General features: G+C 58.3%; 22 protein-coding genes. 15 read left to right on the forward strand and 7 right to left on the reverse strand.

Going from position 1 to position 17658, the window contains the following annotated elements; translation table 11 throughout:
* Positions 1 to 842: 842 nt before the first annotated feature.
* A complete protein-coding gene (locus ACP3TA_RS23985) occupies positions 843 to 1058 on the forward strand; it encodes a hypothetical protein (protein ID WP_206196272.1) in 216 nt (71 codons plus the stop codon).
* 6 nt (positions 1059 to 1064) lie between these two features.
* On the opposite strand, the gene ACP3TA_RS23990 is transcribed toward ACP3TA_RS23985, so the two are convergent.
* Entirely contained in the window at positions 1065 to 1757 is a 693-nt protein-coding gene (locus tag ACP3TA_RS23990) for a B3/B4 domain-containing protein (protein WP_046687610.1), read from the reverse strand.
* 43 nt (positions 1758 to 1800) lie between these two features.
* Here ACP3TA_RS23990 and ACP3TA_RS23995 point away from each other — a divergent pair, with 43 nt between their 5' ends.
* The 3 genes from ACP3TA_RS23995 (at position 1801) to ACP3TA_RS24005 (ending at position 3442) form a co-directional block, all read left to right on the forward strand.
* Complete coding sequence (locus ACP3TA_RS23995; protein WP_060660380.1) at positions 1801 to 2403, forward strand: XRE family transcriptional regulator; 603 nt, start codon at positions 1801 to 1803, stop codon at positions 2401 to 2403.
* 43 nt (positions 2404 to 2446) lie between these two features.
* On the forward strand, positions 2447 to 2899 hold the full coding sequence (locus ACP3TA_RS24000; RefSeq protein WP_060424825.1) for a GNAT family N-acetyltransferase: 453 nt from the start codon (positions 2447 to 2449) through the stop codon (positions 2897 to 2899).
* 114 nt (positions 2900 to 3013) lie between these two features.
* Positions 3014 to 3442: a TOBE domain-containing protein gene (locus tag ACP3TA_RS24005; RefSeq protein WP_038873689.1), complete on the forward strand. Its 429-nt coding sequence runs from the start codon at positions 3014 to 3016 to the stop codon at positions 3440 to 3442.
* A gap of 27 nt (positions 3443 to 3469) precedes the next feature.
* Here the strand turns inward: ACP3TA_RS24005 and ACP3TA_RS24010 are convergent, their stop codons facing one another.
* Positions 3470 to 4087: a LysE family translocator gene (locus tag ACP3TA_RS24010; protein WP_004941674.1), complete on the reverse strand. Its 618-nt coding sequence runs from the start codon at positions 4085 to 4087 to the stop codon at positions 3470 to 3472.
* Positions 4088 to 4279: 192 nt separating this feature from the next.
* Here ACP3TA_RS24010 and ACP3TA_RS24015 point away from each other — a divergent pair, with 192 nt between their 5' ends.
* Positions 4280 to 4741 carry an Lrp/AsnC family transcriptional regulator gene (locus tag ACP3TA_RS24015; RefSeq protein WP_033644014.1) on the forward strand — a complete coding sequence of 154 codons (462 nt, stop codon included), beginning with the start codon at positions 4280 to 4282 and terminating at the stop codon, positions 4739 to 4741.
* Between the two features lie 34 nt (positions 4742 to 4775).
* Here ACP3TA_RS24015 and ACP3TA_RS24020 read toward each other — a convergent pair whose 3' ends face one another.
* Positions 4776 to 5984 carry an NAD(P)/FAD-dependent oxidoreductase gene (locus tag ACP3TA_RS24020; protein ID WP_426784463.1) on the reverse strand — a complete coding sequence of 403 codons (1209 nt, stop codon included), beginning with the start codon at positions 5982 to 5984 and terminating at the stop codon, positions 4776 to 4778.
* 159 nt (positions 5985 to 6143) lie between these two features.
* Complete coding sequence (locus tag ACP3TA_RS24025) at positions 6144 to 6683, reverse strand: RrF2 family transcriptional regulator (RefSeq protein WP_033644016.1); 540 nt, start codon at positions 6681 to 6683, stop codon at positions 6144 to 6146.
* 340 nt (positions 6684 to 7023) lie between these two features.
* On the opposite strand from ACP3TA_RS24025, the gene ACP3TA_RS24030 reads away from it, so the two are divergent.
* The 4 genes from ACP3TA_RS24030 (at position 7024) to ACP3TA_RS24045 (ending at position 9851) form a co-directional block, all read left to right on the forward strand.
* Positions 7024 to 8493 carry a beta-barrel assembly-enhancing protease gene (locus ACP3TA_RS24030; RefSeq protein WP_033644017.1) on the forward strand — a complete coding sequence of 490 codons (1470 nt, stop codon included), beginning with the start codon at positions 7024 to 7026 and terminating at the stop codon, positions 8491 to 8493.
* A gap of 20 nt (positions 8494 to 8513) precedes the next feature.
* The gene (gene arsC / locus ACP3TA_RS24035) at positions 8514 to 8867 is read left to right on the forward strand and encodes an arsenate reductase (glutaredoxin) (RefSeq protein ID WP_033644018.1); all 354 of its coding nucleotides are present in this window, start codon (positions 8514 to 8516) and stop codon (positions 8865 to 8867) included.
* 200 nt (positions 8868 to 9067) lie between these two features.
* The gene (locus tag ACP3TA_RS24040; RefSeq protein WP_033644019.1) at positions 9068 to 9298 is read left to right on the forward strand and encodes a hypothetical protein; all 231 of its coding nucleotides are present in this window, start codon (positions 9068 to 9070) and stop codon (positions 9296 to 9298) included.
* A gap of 13 nt (positions 9299 to 9311) precedes the next feature.
* Entirely contained in the window at positions 9312 to 9851 is a 540-nt protein-coding gene (locus ACP3TA_RS24045) for a helix-turn-helix transcriptional regulator (RefSeq protein ID WP_033644020.1), read from the forward strand.
* A 13-nt stretch (positions 9852 to 9864) separates the two neighbouring features.
* On the opposite strand, the gene hda is transcribed toward ACP3TA_RS24045, so the two are convergent.
* A complete protein-coding gene (gene hda, locus ACP3TA_RS24050; RefSeq protein ID WP_025159568.1) occupies positions 9865 to 10566 on the reverse strand; it encodes a DnaA inactivator Hda in 702 nt (233 codons plus the stop codon).
* Positions 10567 to 10838: 272 nt separating this feature from the next.
* Between hda and ACP3TA_RS24055 the strand changes: the two genes are divergently transcribed.
* Together ACP3TA_RS24055 and ACP3TA_RS24060 are read left to right on the forward strand one after the other, a co-directional pair.
* Positions 10839 to 11354, forward strand: a complete 516-nt coding sequence (locus tag ACP3TA_RS24055; protein ID WP_016926729.1) for a hypothetical protein — start codon at positions 10839 to 10841, stop codon at positions 11352 to 11354.
* Between the two features lie 33 nt (positions 11355 to 11387).
* Complete coding sequence (locus ACP3TA_RS24060; RefSeq protein ID WP_016926728.1) at positions 11388 to 11636, forward strand: GlsB/YeaQ/YmgE family stress response membrane protein; 249 nt, start codon at positions 11388 to 11390, stop codon at positions 11634 to 11636.
* A 47-nt stretch (positions 11637 to 11683) separates the two neighbouring features.
* On the opposite strand, the gene uraA is transcribed toward ACP3TA_RS24060, so the two are convergent.
* The gene (gene uraA / locus ACP3TA_RS24065; protein WP_033651534.1) at positions 11684 to 12973 is read right to left on the reverse strand and encodes a uracil permease; all 1290 of its coding nucleotides are present in this window, start codon (positions 12971 to 12973) and stop codon (positions 11684 to 11686) included.
* Between the two features lie 76 nt (positions 12974 to 13049).
* Positions 13050 to 13676, reverse strand: a complete 627-nt coding sequence (upp, locus tag ACP3TA_RS24070; protein ID WP_004941642.1) for a uracil phosphoribosyltransferase — start codon at positions 13674 to 13676, stop codon at positions 13050 to 13052.
* 255 nt (positions 13677 to 13931) lie between these two features.
* Here upp and purM point away from each other — a divergent pair, with 255 nt between their 5' ends.
* From purM to ACP3TA_RS24090, 4 genes are all read left to right on the forward strand, one after another.
* Complete coding sequence (purM, locus tag ACP3TA_RS24075; RefSeq protein WP_025303843.1) at positions 13932 to 14969, forward strand: phosphoribosylformylglycinamidine cyclo-ligase; 1038 nt, start codon at positions 13932 to 13934, stop codon at positions 14967 to 14969.
* Entirely contained in the window at positions 14969 to 15607 is a 639-nt protein-coding gene (purN, locus tag ACP3TA_RS24080) for a phosphoribosylglycinamide formyltransferase (RefSeq protein WP_033644022.1), read from the forward strand. Before purM ends, purN begins: the two co-directional genes overlap by 1 nt.
* Positions 15608 to 16332: 725 nt before the next feature.
* Entirely contained in the window at positions 16333 to 16575 is a 243-nt protein-coding gene (locus ACP3TA_RS24085; RefSeq protein ID WP_127897176.1) for a hypothetical protein, read from the forward strand.
* Between the two features lie 72 nt (positions 16576 to 16647).
* Positions 16648 to 17658 carry an ABC transporter ATP-binding protein gene (locus tag ACP3TA_RS24090; protein ID WP_050594439.1) on the forward strand — a complete coding sequence of 337 codons (1011 nt, stop codon included), beginning with the start codon at positions 16648 to 16650 and terminating at the stop codon, positions 17656 to 17658.

Below are 17658 nucleotides of genomic sequence, written 5' to 3' on the forward strand. Positions count from 1 at the left end.
GATTTGACGGGCGGGCATGGCGATTCCTGTGATGGGCCTGATTAAAGCATAGATAGAACGGCGCACGTGGGGGGGTGCAAAGCACTCAGAGTACTCAAAGTTCGCCATACATCAACAGCGATTTGGCTGAATTTATCGCGCCGGTGGGCGATCGGCGCAAAAATCCGCAGACGCCGCGTCAGAGTCGGTGAACGGCCCCGGGCGGGGCCGCAGAAGATTACAGCGAGGCACTGATGGAGAGCGGCGAACCGACCGCCAATGCGAACAACAACACACAGCCGATGGCGATCGCCGCCGCCAGATCATTTTTCATTGTCCTGTCCCTTGATGATGCGTAAACCGATTATCGCCACGAACTCTGTCGGTTCTTTACGTTGAAGGCCTCTGCCGATGCACACCATTAAAAACCCCCGCCTAAGCGGGGGGAGAAAACGTTCTGGTGCATCAAGTATTACAAGGAGGTCATGAGGGATTGCTAACCCTAAATGACTATTTCAAGCTAGGATTATTCCCAGAGCATGGCAAGCGATCGCGTCGAGGTTCTCCGCACTTTGAGAAAAACCTCATAAAAAAATCCCGCACGGCAGCGGGATGAAGGGATGATAACGTCATAAATTTTTTATGCGGACAATGAGGCGGCATTGTCGTCATTTGGCGACAATACCGCGCTGGCACGGTGGTCACAAGGGAAATTTGACCACCGTGAGGAAATCAGAATTTCGCCAATGCACGCGATCGCGCGCCAGTCAGCATCAACGAAAAAATGGGATTTTCGTCAGACAGCCGTCGAGCAAAAACCGGTAGCATGGCCGATATCATCCCAAATGCCGTAAGGGGGAAAGATGAACAGCAAACCGTGTGAATTTGATGAAGCCATCTGCCTGGCCATTGGGCGCGGCGTCTGCGAAGTCGTGAAGATAGGAGACGAAATCAGCGTTTTCTCCCTGCTGGAAGCCATCGAGAGCTTTATCGAACGGCAGGCGCTTAGCGAGAGCGAAGTCGCGGCGGCGGACGACGCGCTGGATCTGATCACCGGTTTGGTCCGCCGCCAGTGCTGAGGCCGGTTACGAGGTGCAGCCGATGAGCCGTTGCTCTATCGCAACGCCGGGCATCATTTGTCGTAAACCGGCAATCAATTCGTCGCCCGCCGCATGCAGCGCCGCCAACGGCATTGCCGGCAGGCTCTCCAGGATGAACCACATCCGTTCGGCCTCGGCGCTCAGCCGGGTTCTGACGCCCTGACGCCAGTTCCAGCGGCGGCAGGTCACGCCGCGATCGTCGCGCCAGACCACCTCCCCCGCCTCCGGCGATTCATGGATCACCGCACCCTCCTTGACGGTATCGAACAGCTCACTGCCTTCCGCGACGATCAGCCGCGGCTCGCCGACATAAGCCGCGATATTCTCGCCCCCCACCGGCACCGCATAACGAATGCTGACGGCGTTGTAGAGATCGACCACCGGATCGATGCTGGGCATCGTGCCGTCGCGCAGCGCGCGCTTGCGCAAGGCATCGGCGGAACAGGGCGTACGCTTGGGTTTGGCGCCAAACCGCATGAAGACATCGCGCCAGGCCGAGAGATGCGCCTCAGCCCAGGGCGCGTCCTCCTCGCCGAGGGCGCGACAGGCCTGCGCCAACGCCAGCGCCCCCACGTCCGGGTTGGTTATGGGAGCCGCGGCCACGGTAATGCTTAACGCCCGGAATCCGGGCGCCAGCGCAGCGACGGCCGGATCGATTGACGGATCGACTAAAATCATTGAATAATCCTATACTGACCATTTTATTCCATAATATTGACCGATGAGCGAAAAAGTCAACAGACCGACCGAGTTCGGCGCCGACGTGCAAACCGTCAGCGAAGCGGTGTCACACCGCATCAAACAGCAGCGAAAAAGCCAAAAGCTGTCGCTGGACGAACTGTCGCGCCGGGCGGGCGTCAGCAAGGGCATGCTGGTGGAGATCGAGAAAGGCAGCGCCAATCCCAGCATCGCCATCCTGTGCAAACTCGCGGCAGCGCTGGGCCTGTCGGTGGCGGACATCGTCAACGTGACCCGCGCACCCGCCGCCTACCTGATTGAAAGCCAAGACATTCCCACGCTGTGGCACGGCGATCGCAGCGGCTCGGCCCGCTTGCTGGCAGGCACCCGCGGCCCGAATATGATAGAACTGTGGCGCTGGGAAATGGCGCCGGGGGAAGCCTATGCATCGGGCGGCCATCCAGCGGGCACCTTCGAGCTGCTGCACGTTGAACAAGGCGTCTTGAGCCTTGCCGTCGAACAAACCGAGCTCAGGATTACGCCAGGCTGTTCGGCGGTCGCCAGAACGGACGGCCCGCACCGTTACGCCAACGAGGGCGAAGACACGCTGATTTTCACCATGACGGTCGCCGAACTGCACGCCTGAACGGCGGCCCAGACCTTAACGCTTGCACAGGAGAAGAGCCCTCATGACAATCCCTGCCCCACTGGAGTGGCGGCGTGCTGACTATCTCGTCAGCACCGAGCCCAGCCTGCTGGATATTGACGCCATTCATGCATTTCTGACCCGTTCGTCATGGGCGGAGGGCATTGATAAAGAGACCGTTCGCCAGTCCCTCTCCCACAGCCTGTGCTTCGGCTTGTATCACGGCACCAGACAAATCGGTTTCGCCCGGCTGGTCACCGATTACGCCACCTTCGGCTATCTGTGCGACGTTTACGTGCTGGAGGCGCATCAAAAAGGCGGGTTGGGCCTGTGGCTGGCGGAATGCTGCCAGGCCCATCCGCTGATGGCGACGCTGCGGCGAATCATGCTGGTCACCAGCACCGCCCCCTGGCTCTATGAAAAAGTGGGCTATACCGCCATCAACTGTCCCGATTTTGTCTGGCAGATCGCCCGACCGGACATCTACCGACGTTAATTTTTCAGCAAGGCCGCCCCAGTTCACACTCTTCCCCCGCGACATTGGCAATCGCGGCGGTTAGGGCCCATGCTGGCGACAAATTTTACCGTTTGCCCCTTTCAAGGAGAATCTATGCCCGTTTCAGCCCGTAACCAGTTAGCCGGTACCGTGTCCGCCGTCGCCAAAGGCGCCGTCAATGACGAAGTGGAGATCACCCTGCAGGGCGGTGAAAAACTGGTGGCCATCGTCACGGTACAAAGCCAACAGTCGCTGGGATTAACCATCGGTAAAGAGGCCGTCGCGCTGATTAAAGCGCCGTGGGTGATCCTGGCGACGGAGGATTGCGGTTTGCGTTTTTCCGCCCGCAACCAGTTTGCCGGGGAAGTGATTGCGGTTGAGCACGGCGCGGTCAACAGCACCGTGCACCTCAAAGCGGATGCCGGTTTTGTGCTGACGTCGGTGATCACCAATGAAAGCCTGCAGGAGATGGCGCTGAAGAACGGTTCGCGCGCCATCGCCCTGATCAAAGCCTCATCGGTGCTGCTCGCCGTCAAAGCCTGATACCGCGCAGACGGGCCTTCCAAGGCGCTATTTCAGCGCCTGTTCGGCCAGCAGCCCGAGGGCGATGACGATCATCGCCGCGCCGGAGATGCGCCCCACCACCTTCGCAGCCTGCGGGCGCGTGCGCAGCACCGACTGCGAACCGAATCCCACCAGCAGATACACCAGGCCGCAGCTGATCAAATGCACCACGCCCAACGCCAGCATCTGCATCGGCACCGACCATTCGGCCCGGGCGTCGGTAAACTGCGGCAGCAGCGCCAGAAACAGCAGAAACACCTTGGGGTTCAGGCCGCTGACGCACACGCCCTTGCCGGCCCAGCGCAGCCAGGAATCGGAACGCTGATCCTCACCGGCGCCCGGCACCGGCGGATGCAGCAGCATATTGAAACCGATCCACAGCAGGTAAGCCGCCCCCAGCAAGGTGAGCGCCGTCAGCGCCAGCGGATTGCCGACCAGCAACGCGCCGACGCCCGCCACCACGATGGCAATCATCAGCAGGTGGCCGAACAACAAACCGGCGACGGCGGGCACCACCACCCGGCCGCGAATGCCCGCCGAGATCACATAAGCCCAATCCATACCCGGCGTGATCACCAACAGAATCGACACCGCCCAAAAAGCGGCGAACAGAGCGAGCGTCATGCCGGCGCCCTCTCAAACGCACAGCGCCGCACCGAACAGAGAACCATCGCGTTTTCCTCGTAGAATAAGCACGGCCGCCGCCTGGCGGCGGCCGTCAAAACCGTTCAACAGATGGCAAGAATATCCTCAAGGCGTTAAAATGTGCTTTCAATTACTTGCCTGAAACCGGCATAAGCGGGGAAATTTTTCCAAATGGACAAGATTGATCGCAAAATTCTTGCTGAACTGCAGGCCGACGGGCGTTTGTCGGTGACCGAGCTGGCCGAGCGGATCGGATTGAGCGTATCCCCCTGCCACCGCCGGGTGCGCGCATTAGAAGAATCCGGGGTGATCAGGGGCTACCGCGCCCAGCTCGATCCCGGCAGCCTGGGCTATAACTTTTCCGCCCTGGTGTTCGTCACCATGCGCGAAGGCGATCGCCGCGCCGTCGAAACCTTCGAAAACGCCATGGTGGACATTCCGCAGGTGGTGCAGGCACAGCGTTTGTTTGGCGATCCCGACTATCTGCTGCACGTTATCGCCCGCGATCTGCCCGCCTTCCAGCAGCTTTACGACGAGAAGCTCTCCGCCCTGCCGGGCGTGCAGCGCCTAAGCTCCACGCTGGTGATGAAAACCGTGGTGCCGGAACGCTCTTTCCTGCCGCTGGGCCAATGACGACGGGAGCGTTGCCGCTCCCGTTTTTATCTTTTTAAGGCACAATCACGAAATCCGGATTGGCGACGGCGAACAACGCCTCGCGGTCCGCCGCCGGTGGGTAAATCCACTGCGTGTTAATCTCCTGTTTAATCTTTTTGCCTTCCTGACGGGTAAAGCGCACCTGGCGCTGCCAGCCTTCGGTATACAGCGCGCCCCAGGGGCCCAGATCCAGACAGGTCACATACTTCGGCTGGCTATACGGGTGCGTCGGCAACCCCACCAACTCCGCCGCCGCATTGTGACCGGCGACGCGGCCGAGGCTCATCGCATGCTGGCAGGTCATCAGATTGTGGTTACCGAGATCGTCGGTCGCCGCTTTCACCGTATCACCGGTCACGAAAATGCCCGCCGCCGCCGGCGCGCGCAGGAAGGCGTCGCCGATCACTCGGCCATTAGCGTCACGTTCGCCGGGGATTTGCTCGGTCAGCGGATGCGCACGCACGCCTGCCGCCAGGATCACCGTGTTGGCGGCGATGCGCTCACCGTTCGACAGCATCACCCCCTCGGCATCGATAGCCGAAACGCGCAGGCCGGCTCGCGCTTCCACGCCGCACTCCGCCAGCGCCTGGCGAATCACCGCCCCCGGCTCCGCGCCCATTCCTGCGCCCACTTCCGGGGCGCTATCGACGATCACCACGCGCACATTCTCGTTTTGCCCCAGCGCATCGCGCAGCCGCTGCGGCATCTCCGCGGCACTCTCCAGCCCGGTCAGCCCCGCTCCCACCACCACGGCAGTGTTGCGCGCCGGCGTTGACGGTTTGGCCGCCAGCGCTTTGATATGAGCGCCCAAGCGCTGTGCGCTTTCCAGCGTATCGACGTTGAAACCGTATTCGGCAAAGCCCGGCACCGCAGGCACGGAAAGCCGACTGCCGGTGGCCCACACCAGGCGGTCGTAAACCAATTCAAGGGCTTCCCCCGTCGCCTGCGCCACCGTGAGCGTTTTGGCGGCGGCGTCGATACGTTCCACCGTCCCGGCCAGGTGCCGTGCACCGATGGCGGTGAGCTGCGCGGAAATGTCGGGGTTCATGTTTTCCAGCACCGCTTCATACAGGCGTGGCCGGATGGTGACCGTTGGCGTCGGCGAAACCATCAGCACCTCGATGTCGTCATGCTTACCGGCAAGGGTAATGGCGCGCATGGCGGACACGGCGGCCCAAAAACCGGCAAAACCGGAACCGGCAATCACTATTTTCTGCGTCATGGGATGACTCCTTCATACAGGGTTGACCGGGCGACGAGGCTGCCCGCAGTTTTTTCGGATGAACGGCGCCGTTCCGCTCCCGTCGCAGGGTGCAGAAGGACCGCCCGCCCCTTCCGAAGAGGCGGGAAAAATGTGTTTTGTTTTAAGGAAAGGCGGAGTTTAGGTCTTGGCGCGAGCCGTTTTGCCGCTGCGCGCGGTGCGTTCCGTCATGCGCTCGTCGAGCCAGATGTTGACCTCGCCGAAGAAGCCCTGTGGCGCCTTGCGGCCAAAACGGGCAGCGACGTCGCCGAGGGTCTGCGCCGCCAGCGCATCGCGCATCGCCTTCTCCGCCTGCAGCATCACCGCATGGATAGCGCATTTGCCGGAGACCGCCCATTCCGGCGGGGAATCATCGAACACTGCACAGCGCCCGCGCACCTCCTGGCAATCGAACAGCGGCTTGTGCCCCTCGATGGCGTCGATAATCTCCAGAAAGCTGATCTCTTTCGCCGGACGGGCCAGCCGGTAACCGCCTCGCACCCCTTCACTGGCGGCGACGATGCCCGCCTTTTCCAGCTTGGGGAAAATCTTGGCCAGAAAGCTGGGGGAGATCCCTTGCAGTTCGGCGAGTTCGCGGCTGCTGAGCGCGCGCTGGTTATCGCCGACCAGCCACAGCAGGCAGTGGATGCCATATTCAACGCTGGTTGTGATGTACGCCATATGTCCGTTTTTGACCGTCAGTAAACCTTCAATAACGCAGACTATATGAGTCTGCGTTTATCTTGTCAATAAAACACAGACTAACTTTATCCGCGTTTTATTGAAGTTCCGTCTCGCTCCCGACGGAGAAAACGCCCTTCGAAATGAAAAATAAAACTTTTTTGCCCTATTCGCCCCCGGCTAACGTTTCCTTGTCGCCTGCCGCTGACTATGATGTGATGATTGCCGTCGCGGCGGTTTGTGATCCGCCGCACTTTCACGCGGATCGCGCCGTGGGAATAAAGAACTCTTGTCTGCTGCTGACGTCTTAGAAATGATTATTTAAGGGAAACGCCTGACTATGACCAACCGGTTGACCAAAACCGCGTTAGCGGTGCTGTTGCTCGGCACGTTGAACGCCACCGCCCTGGCGCCAGCACAGGCGGAAAGCCAGGACCAGTTGCCGGATATGGGCACCTCCGCCGGCGGCACCCTGAGCATCGGACAAGAGCTGGCGATGGGCGACTTCTACGTGCGCCAACTGCGCGCCAGCGCCCCGCTGATCAACGATCCGCTACTGAGTCAATACATCAACCAACTGGGCAACCGGCTGGTGGCCAGCGCCTATTCGGTGCGCACGCCGTTCCATTTCTATCTGGTGCGCAACGACGAAATCAACGCCTTCGCCTTCTTCGGCGGCAACGTGGTGCTGCATTCCGCCCTGTTCCGCGTCAGCGACAACGAAAGCCAGCTGGCCTCGGTGCTGGCGCACGAAATCTCGCACGTCACCCAGCGCCACCTGGCGCGCGCAATGGAAGATCAGCAACGCAACGCCCCGTTGACCTGGGTGGGCGCGCTTGGTTCCATCCTGCTGGCGATGGCCAACCCGACCATGGGCATGGCGGCGCTGAGCGGCACCATGGCCGGCACCCAGCAGGGCATGATCAGCTTTACCCAATCGAACGAACAGGAAGCCGATCGCATCGGCATTCAGGTGCTGCAGCGCGCCGGTTTCGATCCGGAAGCGATGCCCGACTTCCTGCAGAAACTCTCGGATCAGTCGCGTTACGCCTCCAAGCCGCCGGAAATGCTGCTGACGCACCCGCTGCCGGACAGCCGTCTCTCTGATGCGCGCAACCGCGCCAACCAGATGCAGAAACACATCGTGCAGTCTTCGCAGGATTACCTGATGGCCAAGGTGCGCGCACTGGGCATGTACAGCTCGGAAGGCTATGGCCTGAATGAAGAGCTGCTCGGCTCGCTCAGCAAAGGGAACGTGCGCGAACAGGCGGCCGCCAAATACGGCCGCGCCATCCTGTTCTATGAAGCGAAAAAATACGACGACGCGCGCAACATCATTCAACCGATGCTGGCGCAGGATGCGAAAAACGTCTGGCTGATTGACCTGATGACCGATATCGATCTCGGCCAGAAACGCGCGCCGCAGGCCATCGCCCGCCTGCAGGCGGCCAACGTCGCCCAGAACAACAACCCGGTGCTGCAGCTCAACCTGGCCAACGCCTATGTCGAAGGCAACCAGCCGGCGCAGGCGTCGAAGATCCTGAACCGCTACACCTTTGCCCATCCGGACGATCCGAACGGCTGGGATCTGCTGGCGCAGGCCAGCGCCGCTCAGGGGCTGCGCGATGAAGAGCTGTCGGCCCGCGCCGAAAGCCTGGCGCTGAACGGCCGGCTCGATCAGGCTATCGGCCTGCTCAGCAATGCCAGCTCGCTGCAGAAACTCGGCAGCCTGAAACAGGCGCGCTACGATGCGCGCATCGACCAGCTGCGCCAACTGCAACAGCGCTTCCGCCAATACCAGCGCAGCTGATTCAACAAGGAATGAACGCCATGAAAAACGTCACGATTTACCACAACCCGCGCTGCTCCAAGAGCCGTGAAACCCTGGCGCTGCTGGAACAGCACGGCGTCGATCCCAAGGTGGTGCTGTACCTCGAAACGCCCCCTACGGTCGATGAGCTGAAAAAGCTGTTGAAGGAACTGGGCTTCACATCCGCGCGCGAGCTGATGCGCAAAAAAGAAGATCTGTACAAGGAATTGAAGCTGGCGGACGAAAGCCTGAGCGAAGAGCAACTGTTGGCGGCGATGACGGCGAACCCGAAACTGATCGAACGCCCGATCGTGGTGAAAGGCAGCAAGGCGCGCATCGGCCGGCCGCCGGAGCAGGTGCTGGAGATTTTGTAATCGTCCGGCAAATCTCTTATTGAACCGCAAAATACCAATAGCCCTGAACAGGGCTATTTTTAATTAATTGTTATATAAATACTTTTCATCATCACAGTCTTCTTCCGCTGCTATGCTGCGCAAACGCCAAATCTCTCGGTGAAACAGCCGTTGACAATCGTCAACACCCCACCTACCCTGATCGCATCACTGGACGAGCGATGAAAAAACACCCAGACAAGCACATTCAGGCGGCATTAGCTTACGCCCTTTCTCAGGGTTGGCATTTTCGGCCCAGCAAGGGGCACGCATTTGGCCGACTACATTGCGCCTTTGCCGGGCATCAAGAACATATGATGAGCATCTGGAGCACGCCAAAAAACCCAGAGGTACATGCCAAACAGATTCGGCGCAAAGTCGATCACTGCCTGGCGCTGTCGCAGAAAAAATAACCGGAGAATCACCATGACGCTCTATCATTTCTCATTGACGCTGGATGGGGTCACCGCCGATACCGCCGGGCTGGAAGATGCGCTGTATGCGGCGGGATGCGATGACGCGCTGATCTGTTTCTACGGTAAAGCCGTTTACCTGGAGTTCGATCGAGAAAGCGATAACTTTGCGCACGCGATTTGCAGCGCCATCAGCGATATTGAATCCGCAAATATCGGCGCCAAGGTGATATCGGTGGACTCCAGTCTGGTGGGATTAAGCGATATTGCCGAGCTCACCGAACTGTCGCGTCAGGCGATCGCCATGCTAAAAGACGGAACTCGCGGCCCCGGCGGCTTCCCTTCCCCCATTCAACGGCTCGGCGGCGCCTCACCGCTGTGGCGCTGGGCTGACGTGGCGGCCTGGTTGGCACAGCAGGGGAAAATCGACCCACGGCTTGCAGACAATGCGCAGTGTCTGGAACATATCAATCTCGCTTTGCAACTGCGAAACGATCGGCAACGCCAGCAGGTTGAGCACTACTGCTCCCTGCTGGAACACGCGGAAAAATAGGCAGATTAGCCCGTTACAGCCCCAGGATCTCTTTAACGAACGGAATGGTGAGCTTGCGTTGGGCAGTGATCGAGGCGCGATCGAGCTGATCGAGAGTCATAAACAGCGTGCGCATCTCGCGATCCAGTCGTTTCAGCAGGAAGCGGCCCACGTCTTCCGGCAGCTCGAAGCCGCGCAGTTTGCCGCGCAGCTGCAGCGCCAGCAGTTTCTCTTCGTCCGACAGCGGCTGCAGCTTGTAGATCTGCCCCCAGTCCAGGCGCGAAGCCAGATCCGGTAAACGCAGGTTCAGCTGACGCGGCGGACGATCCCCGGTGATGAACAAACGGGTGCGGCCGGTTTCCAGGATGCGGTTGTAGAGGTTGAAGATCGCCATCTCCCACTCTTCGTCGCCGGCGATGCATTCGATATTGTCGATGCAGACCAGCGCCAACTGCTCCATGCCGTCCAACACTTCAGGCACGAAGTAGGCGCGCTTGTCGAGCGGCACATAGCCCACCGCTTCGCCTTTCTGCGAAAGCTCGGCGCAGGCCGCATGCAGCAGATGGCTGCGCCCGCCGCCTTCACGCGACCAGAAATAGATATAGCTGCCATGTTCCTGACGGACGGCGGATTGGATCGCGGCTAATAGGGATGGGTTCTCGCCCGGATAAAAACTGGCGAAAGTTTCATCATCGGGAAGATAAAGTGGCAGTGAAAGCTGTGCCGGCGTATTCAGAGAAGCACCTCAACCAAAACTGGCAGAAAAACGTGGGCAGTTTAACACAGAAAACGGGCGCTGTTGAACCGGCAGGATCTTATGCCGCAATAGTGAACAATGCCTAAGCATCGCTTGATCGGCGGCGGCGCCCGCCGAGGCAAGAATTATCCGATATCATTCCCTAACTCCATGCCTGCGCAGGTTAAATTTGTAATTTAAGTAAAATCTGACCTAGTATAGGTAGGCTAAATGCAATCACCATCAACAAGGTTTCTGCAAGGATATAGACGATGAAAGTATGGAATAAAGTGCTGTTGGCCTCCTTTATCGGGTTGTTGGTTGCCGGCTGTGATGACTCCTCCAAGGTTGACGCCAACCTGGATAAAGCCAAAGACAGCGCCGAGCAGATGAAAGACGCCGCCCAGAAAAAAGCGGACGATCTGACGGACAAAGCGAAAGCGACGGCGGATGAAATCAAAAAAGAGGCCGCCACTCAGGCGGATCAGCTGAAAGACAAAGCTTCGGCGATTAAAGAAGACGCCGCCAAGCAGGCGGACGCCATCACCAACGACGCCAAGGCCAAAGCCGCCGCGATCAAAGACGACGCAGGCAAACAGAGCCAGCAGTTGGTGGATCAGGCCAAGGCCATCAAAAACGACGCCATCAACGGCGCCAACGATCTGACCGAGCAGGCCAAGGCGAAGACCGAAGCCATCAAGAACAGCGCCGAAAACAAAGCGCAAGAGTTGAAACAAGAGACCGATGCGGCGGTGAACGGCAATACTCAGCCGGCCACCCAGCAGTAAGCTATTCTCAGCCACCAAAGAAAGGAGCAGTAAATGGGGATTATTTCCTGGATTATCTTCGGCCTGATCGCCGGTATTTTGGCTAAGTGGATCATGCCCGGCAAAGACGGCGGCGGCTTTATTCTGACCGTCGTGCTGGGGATCATCGGCGCCGTGGTCGGCGGCTATATCAGCACCTTCTTCGGCTACGGCAAGGTTGACGGCTTCAACTTCGGCAGCTTCGTGGTGGCGGTTATCGGCGCCATCGTGGTGCTGTTCGTGTACCGCAAAATTCGCAGCTAAGGCGAATGCCATAAGTCAAAAGGGCAGCCCCTGGGCTGCCCTTTTCGTTACTTCTGCTCCGCCGATTCGTCCGGCGCGTCAAGCACCTCTTCTTCCTTGCGGAACAGGCTGATGACCTTGAACAGCAGGCTCAGGCCGATCCCCACGATGGTCGCCAGCGCCATGCCTTTCAGCTCCGCCGCGCCGATGTGCACCTTGGCGCCGCTCACGCCGATGATCAGGATCACCGAGGTCAAAATCAGGTTCTGCGCTTTGTTGTAATCCACTTTGGATTCGATCAGCACGCGAATGCCCGAAGCGCCGATCACACCGTACAGCAGCAGCGAAACGCCGCCCATCACCGGCACCGGCACCGCCTGGATCGCCGCCGCCAGCTTACCGATGCAGGACAACAGGATCGCCAGCACCGCCGCGCCGCCGATCACCCAGGTGCTGTAGACCTTGGTGATGGCCATCACGCCAATGTTCTCGCCGTAGGTGGTGTTCGGCGTGGAGCCGAAGAAGCCGGAGAATACCGTCGAGATGCCGTTGGCGAACATCGAGCGGTGCAGGCCCGGATCGCGGATCAGGTCTTTTTTCACGATGTTGGCGGTCACCACCAGGTGGCCGACGTGCTCGGCGATCACCACCAGCGCCGCCGGCAGAATGGTGAAGATGGCGAACCACTCAAAGCGCGGGGTGTAGAAGGTCGGCAGCGCGAACCAGTGCGCCTCGCGGATCGGGGTCAAATCCACCACGCCCATGAAGAACGACAGTGCATAGCCCACCAGTACGCCGATCAGGATCGGGATAATCGCCAGGAAGCCGCGGAACAGTACTGAACCGAGCACCGTGACCGCCAGCGTCACCAGCGAAATGGTGATGGTGGTCGAGTCGGCGCTGGCGCCTTCCGCCGGCAGCAGCCCCGCCATATTGGCCGCCACGCCCGCCAACTCCAGGCCGATGACGGCGACGATCGCCCCCATCGCCGCCGGCGGGAACATCACGTCCAGCCAGCCGGTGCCGGCCTTTTTCACGATCAGCGCCACCAGGCAGAACAGCACGCCGCACATGATGAAACCGCCCAACGCCACTTCGTAACCGAGCGGCAACAGCAGCAGCACCGGCGAGATAAACGCGAAGCTGGAACCGAGGTAGGCCGGGATCTTGCCTTTACAGATGAACAGATACAGCAGCGTGCCGATGCCGTTGAACAACAGCACGGTCGCCGGGTTGATCTTGAACAGGATAGGCACCAGCACGGTGGCGCCAAACATGGCGAACAGGTGCTGGAAGCTGAGCGGAATGGTCTGGAGCAGCGGCGGGCGCTCGCTGACGCCGATGGCGCGACGGGTCATGTGTGCTTTTCCTCGGTTTATTGGTTTTATAGGTTTTAGTCAAAAAAAAGCCGACTCGTTAAGTCGGCTCAAATGTTTACTTAGTACCAAATATCTTGTCGCCCGCATCGCCCAGGCCAGGCACGATGTAGCCCTTGTCGTTCAGACACTGATCGATGGAGGCGGTGTACAGCTCAACGTCCGGATGCGCTTTCTCCAGCGCGGCGATGCCTTCCGGCGCCGCGACCAGAACCAGCACCTTGATGCTGTGGCAGCCGGCTTTCTTCAGCAGATCGATAGTGGCGATCATCGAACCGCCGGTGGCCAGCATCGGGTCGACGACCAGCGCCATGCGCTCTTCGATGTTGGAAACCAGCTTCTGGAAGTACGGCACCGGCTCCAGGGTTTCTTCGTCGCGGTATACGCCCACTACACTGATGCGCGCGCTCGGCACGTGCTCCAGCACCCCTTCCATCATGCCCAGGCCTGCGCGCAGGATTGGCACTACGGTAATCTTTTTCCCTTTGATCTGATCCACTTCAACTGGCCCGCACCAGCCTTCGATGGTGACTTTTTCCGTCTCCAGATCGGCGGTCGCTTCATAGGTCAGTAAACTACCCACTTCTGAGGCCAGCTCACGGAAGCGTTTGGTGCTGATGTCATTTTCGCGCATCAGGCCAAGCTTGTGTTTTACCAGCGGGTGTTTCACCTCAACGATCTTCATCATTTTTCTCCTATTAAGGTGGTTGCGGCCAAAAAAATCGCGGGATTATACCTCCTTTTTTTCGCCGCGCCACCCACAATAGCCCGATCGGGATCAACAAAAGTTTGAATATCAGTATAGATGACGAAAAAGCGGAGCCGGTTCACAAGCCGCTCGCAAACGTTTGCCTGCGCTGTTAGAATTGCCGCGCCTTATTCCGGAATCAACATCGGAAGCACAGTTTTCAAACCGCAAATCGTCGTGGGGAATCGCGCAGTGACCGACAAAACCTCTCTCAGCTATAAAGACGCAGGTGTCGATATCGATGCAGGCAACGCATTGGTAGATCGCATCAAAGGTGTAGTTAAACAGACCCGTCGCCCGGAAGTGATGGGCGGTCTGGGCGGGTTTGGCGCCCTGTGTGCGTTGCCGCAGAAATACCGCGAGCCGGTGCTGGTTTCCGGTACCGACGGCGTGGGCACCAAGCTGCGTCTGGCGATGGATCTGAAACGCCACGACACCATCGGCATCGATCTGGTGGCGATGTGCGTCAACGATCTGGTGGTTCAGGGCGCCGAGCCGCTGTTCTTCCTCGACTACTACGCGACCGGCAAGCTGGATGTGGACACCGCGGCCAGCGTGATCACCGGCATCGCCGAGGGCTGCAAACAGTCCGGCTGTGCGCTGGTGGGCGGCGAAACCGCTGAAATGCCGGGCATGTACCACGGCGAAGACTACGACGTGGCCGGTTTCTGCGTCGGCGTGGTCGAAAAATCCGAGATCATCGACGGCAGCAAAGTGCAGTCCGGCGATGCGCTGATCGCCCTGGGCGCTTCCGGCCCGCACTCCAACGGCTACTCGCTGGTGCGCAAAATCCTGGAAGTGAGCAACACCGATCCGACCGCCACTCAGTTGGAAGGTAAACCGCTGGCCGACCACCTGCTGGCGCCGACCAAGATTTACGTGAAGTCCGTGCTGGAGCTGATCGAGAAGGCTGACGTACACGCCATCGCTCACCTCACCGGCGGCGGCTTCTGGGAAAATATTCCACGCGTGCTGCCGGAAGGCATGCAGGCGGTGATCGACGAAGCCAGCTGGCAGTGGCCGGCGGTGTTCACCTGGCTGCAGCAGGCCGGTAACGTCAGCCGTCATGAAATGTATCGCACCTTCAACTGCGGCGTAGGCATGGTCATCGCCCTGCCGGAAGCCGAAGTGGAAGCGGCCATCGCGCTGCTGACCGCGGCAGGTGAAAAAGCGTGGAAAATCGGTAAACTGACCGCCTCTTCCGACGAACAACAAGTGGTCATCAACTGATGAAAAAGATCGTGGTGTTGGTCTCCGGCCAGGGGAGCAATCTCCAGGCGCTGATTGACGCCTGCCAGCAGGGCCGCATCGCCGCCGAAATCGTGGCGGTGTTCAGCAACAAGGCGCAGGCATATGGCCTGCAACGCGCCGAAGCGGCGGGCATCGCCGCCCAGGCGCTGGATGCCAAGGCCTACGCCGATCGCACGGCGTTCGACGCCGCATTGGCGGACGCCATCGACCAGTACCAGCCCGATCTGGTGGTGCTGGCCGGCTACATGCGCATCCTCAGCCCGCAGTTCGTGCAGCGCTATGCCGGCCGCATGCTGAACATTCACCCTTCCCTGCTGCCGAAATACCCGGGGCTGCATACTCACCGTCAGGCCATCGACAACGGCGACAGCGAACACGGCACCTCGGTGCACTTCGTGACCGAACAGCTCGACGGCGGCCCGGTGATTTTACAAGCCAAGGTGCCGATTTTCGCTGACGACGAGGAGGATGACGTGGTTGAACGGGTGCAAACCCAGGAACACACGATCTATCCACTGGTGGTGAGCTGGTTCGTCGACGGCCGCCTGGCGATGCGCGACGGCGCCGCCTGGCTGGACGGTGAACGCCTGCCGGCGCAGGGCCACGCCGCCGACTGATGCGCGCAGCCTGAACCTTGCCTAAACGGCGCCCACGCGGCGCCGTTTTTTTTCGCTGCCCGCCGCGATGGTTCCAAAAGGCTCGCTGCGCCGTGGCCAAACTGCCCGCTTTAGGGCCAACCCCGTCGTGAGCGCGTCCCAGTATGTCGCATCAATGCCCCGCCCGGAACGGAACGCATCACGGACGCCAAGCCAACTGTGGTTCCGCGCGCAATAATCCTTGTCAAAAAATAAAACCATTATAATACTTTCTACCCTAAACAATATTGGGTGAAATTTTTCAAAAAAGAATATATTTATCCCTTATACATAGTTTTAAATTAAATAAATTAACGTCAACCCCATGATTATTGTGAGCTTCGTTGCAATAACAGAAAACACCCCTGTCAATTGTAATGATGTGTTGCCGTTCTATTACAAGTATGTAAGAGTGTGTCTAACACGATAACTTAACATTACGTACATAGGATTCCTTTCATATTCGCAAGCGCCAGTCATATATGACGCCTTCAAATGCAAATAATTCAATATGAAAGAATTCAGTATCGCCGCTGCTTATTTTTATATAATTAGCGCGATATTAAAATTGATTTTTATTTTTCAGATAAATATTTAATGGGGAATATCCCATTGAGATGAATTCGTTTGAATATATTTCAACGATATGCAGCAGCTCGAATCATGTTATAGCTAACTCATCAACAAACTGATTAATAAGGATATTTATGCTTAATCATACCTCTCTGACTCGTCAATCCCACCGTTTCGATATTGTTCTCGACTCGCCTTCCATGCCCTCTGACGGCATTGATTTATTAGTCGAAGAACTGCCTGAAACGCTGCACTTTGCCAGCGATTGCGCCTCAACCGGCAGCAGCGTCAGCACCGCCTCTACAGCGGGCTGCGGCTGCATTGCAACGGCGAGCTGCATCGGCACAATGGGCAGCGTTACCAGTAGCGGCAGCTAAATCATTACCCACAACCGGTACAAGATACTGTGCCAGTTAGTTATCTGAAACTCTACTCACTGGCTTTAAACAATGAGCACGTACACTGACGCCACTTTAGATTTCGACAGCAGTCATAAGCCAACCCTGGATATATCCTGGGATCGCAAACGGCCGCTATTAGAGGTCGAGTCACTGAATAAGTTTTATGGTGACACGCAAGTTCTTCATGACATCTCGCTGCAAATCAAGCCGGGAGAAATCATTGGATTGGTCGGACCTAACGGTGCCGGCAAAACGACGCTCATGGAAACCTTGTACGGAGGACAGCCCTTTGAAGCCGGCTTGGTGCGTTTATTTGGCGAAGACGTTCGACAAGGGCTTAATCACGTCATCAAGCAACAGTTAGGCGTCGTTCCGCAATCCTTTAGTTTGCCTTCGCTGCTGCGCGTTGAAGAGATCATTTCGCTCTATCAGGTACTTTATACGGATGCGTTGTCGGTTAAGCAGTTATTGGACATTGTGGCGCTAAAAGCGCAGCGTAAAATGCGTTTCTCGCGGCTTTCAGGGGGGCAAAAAAGACGTTTGGTGTTGGCGCTGGCATTGGCCGGCAAACCCAAGCTTCTTTTGCTGGATGAACCCACCAGCGATCTTGACCCGCAAAGCCGACGCTATATTTGGCGGCACATTATTGCGAATTCTCGTCAATCTGGCACGGGCGTATTGATCGCCACTCACCAAATGGATGAGGCGGAGAATTTATGCGACCGGGTGATGATCATCAACCACGGCCGGTTGCTGGAGAATGCCAGCCCACAACAGCTTATTGAGCGTTATTGTCCTGGGCATCATATCCGATTCTCAGTGCCGTTGACGTCGGTTGACGAGTTCCTCGCGCTCTTCCCTGAGGCGACGCAGGAAAGCGATGAACATGATCAAACCTTCCGCCGCCTACATATTCCCACCCAAGAATTGGCACAGGTGTTACCGCAAGTGATTGCGTTATCACAACGATTGGGTTGTGAACCCGAACAAATGCAGGTAAGCAAAAACACCCTCGAGGATGTGTTCATTCATCTGACAGGCGAAGCATTAAGGGATTAA

The organism is Serratia sp. 2C06 (genome assembly GCF_050037615.1).
GTDB lineage: Bacteria > Pseudomonadota > Gammaproteobacteria > Enterobacterales > Enterobacteriaceae > Serratia > Serratia ureilytica.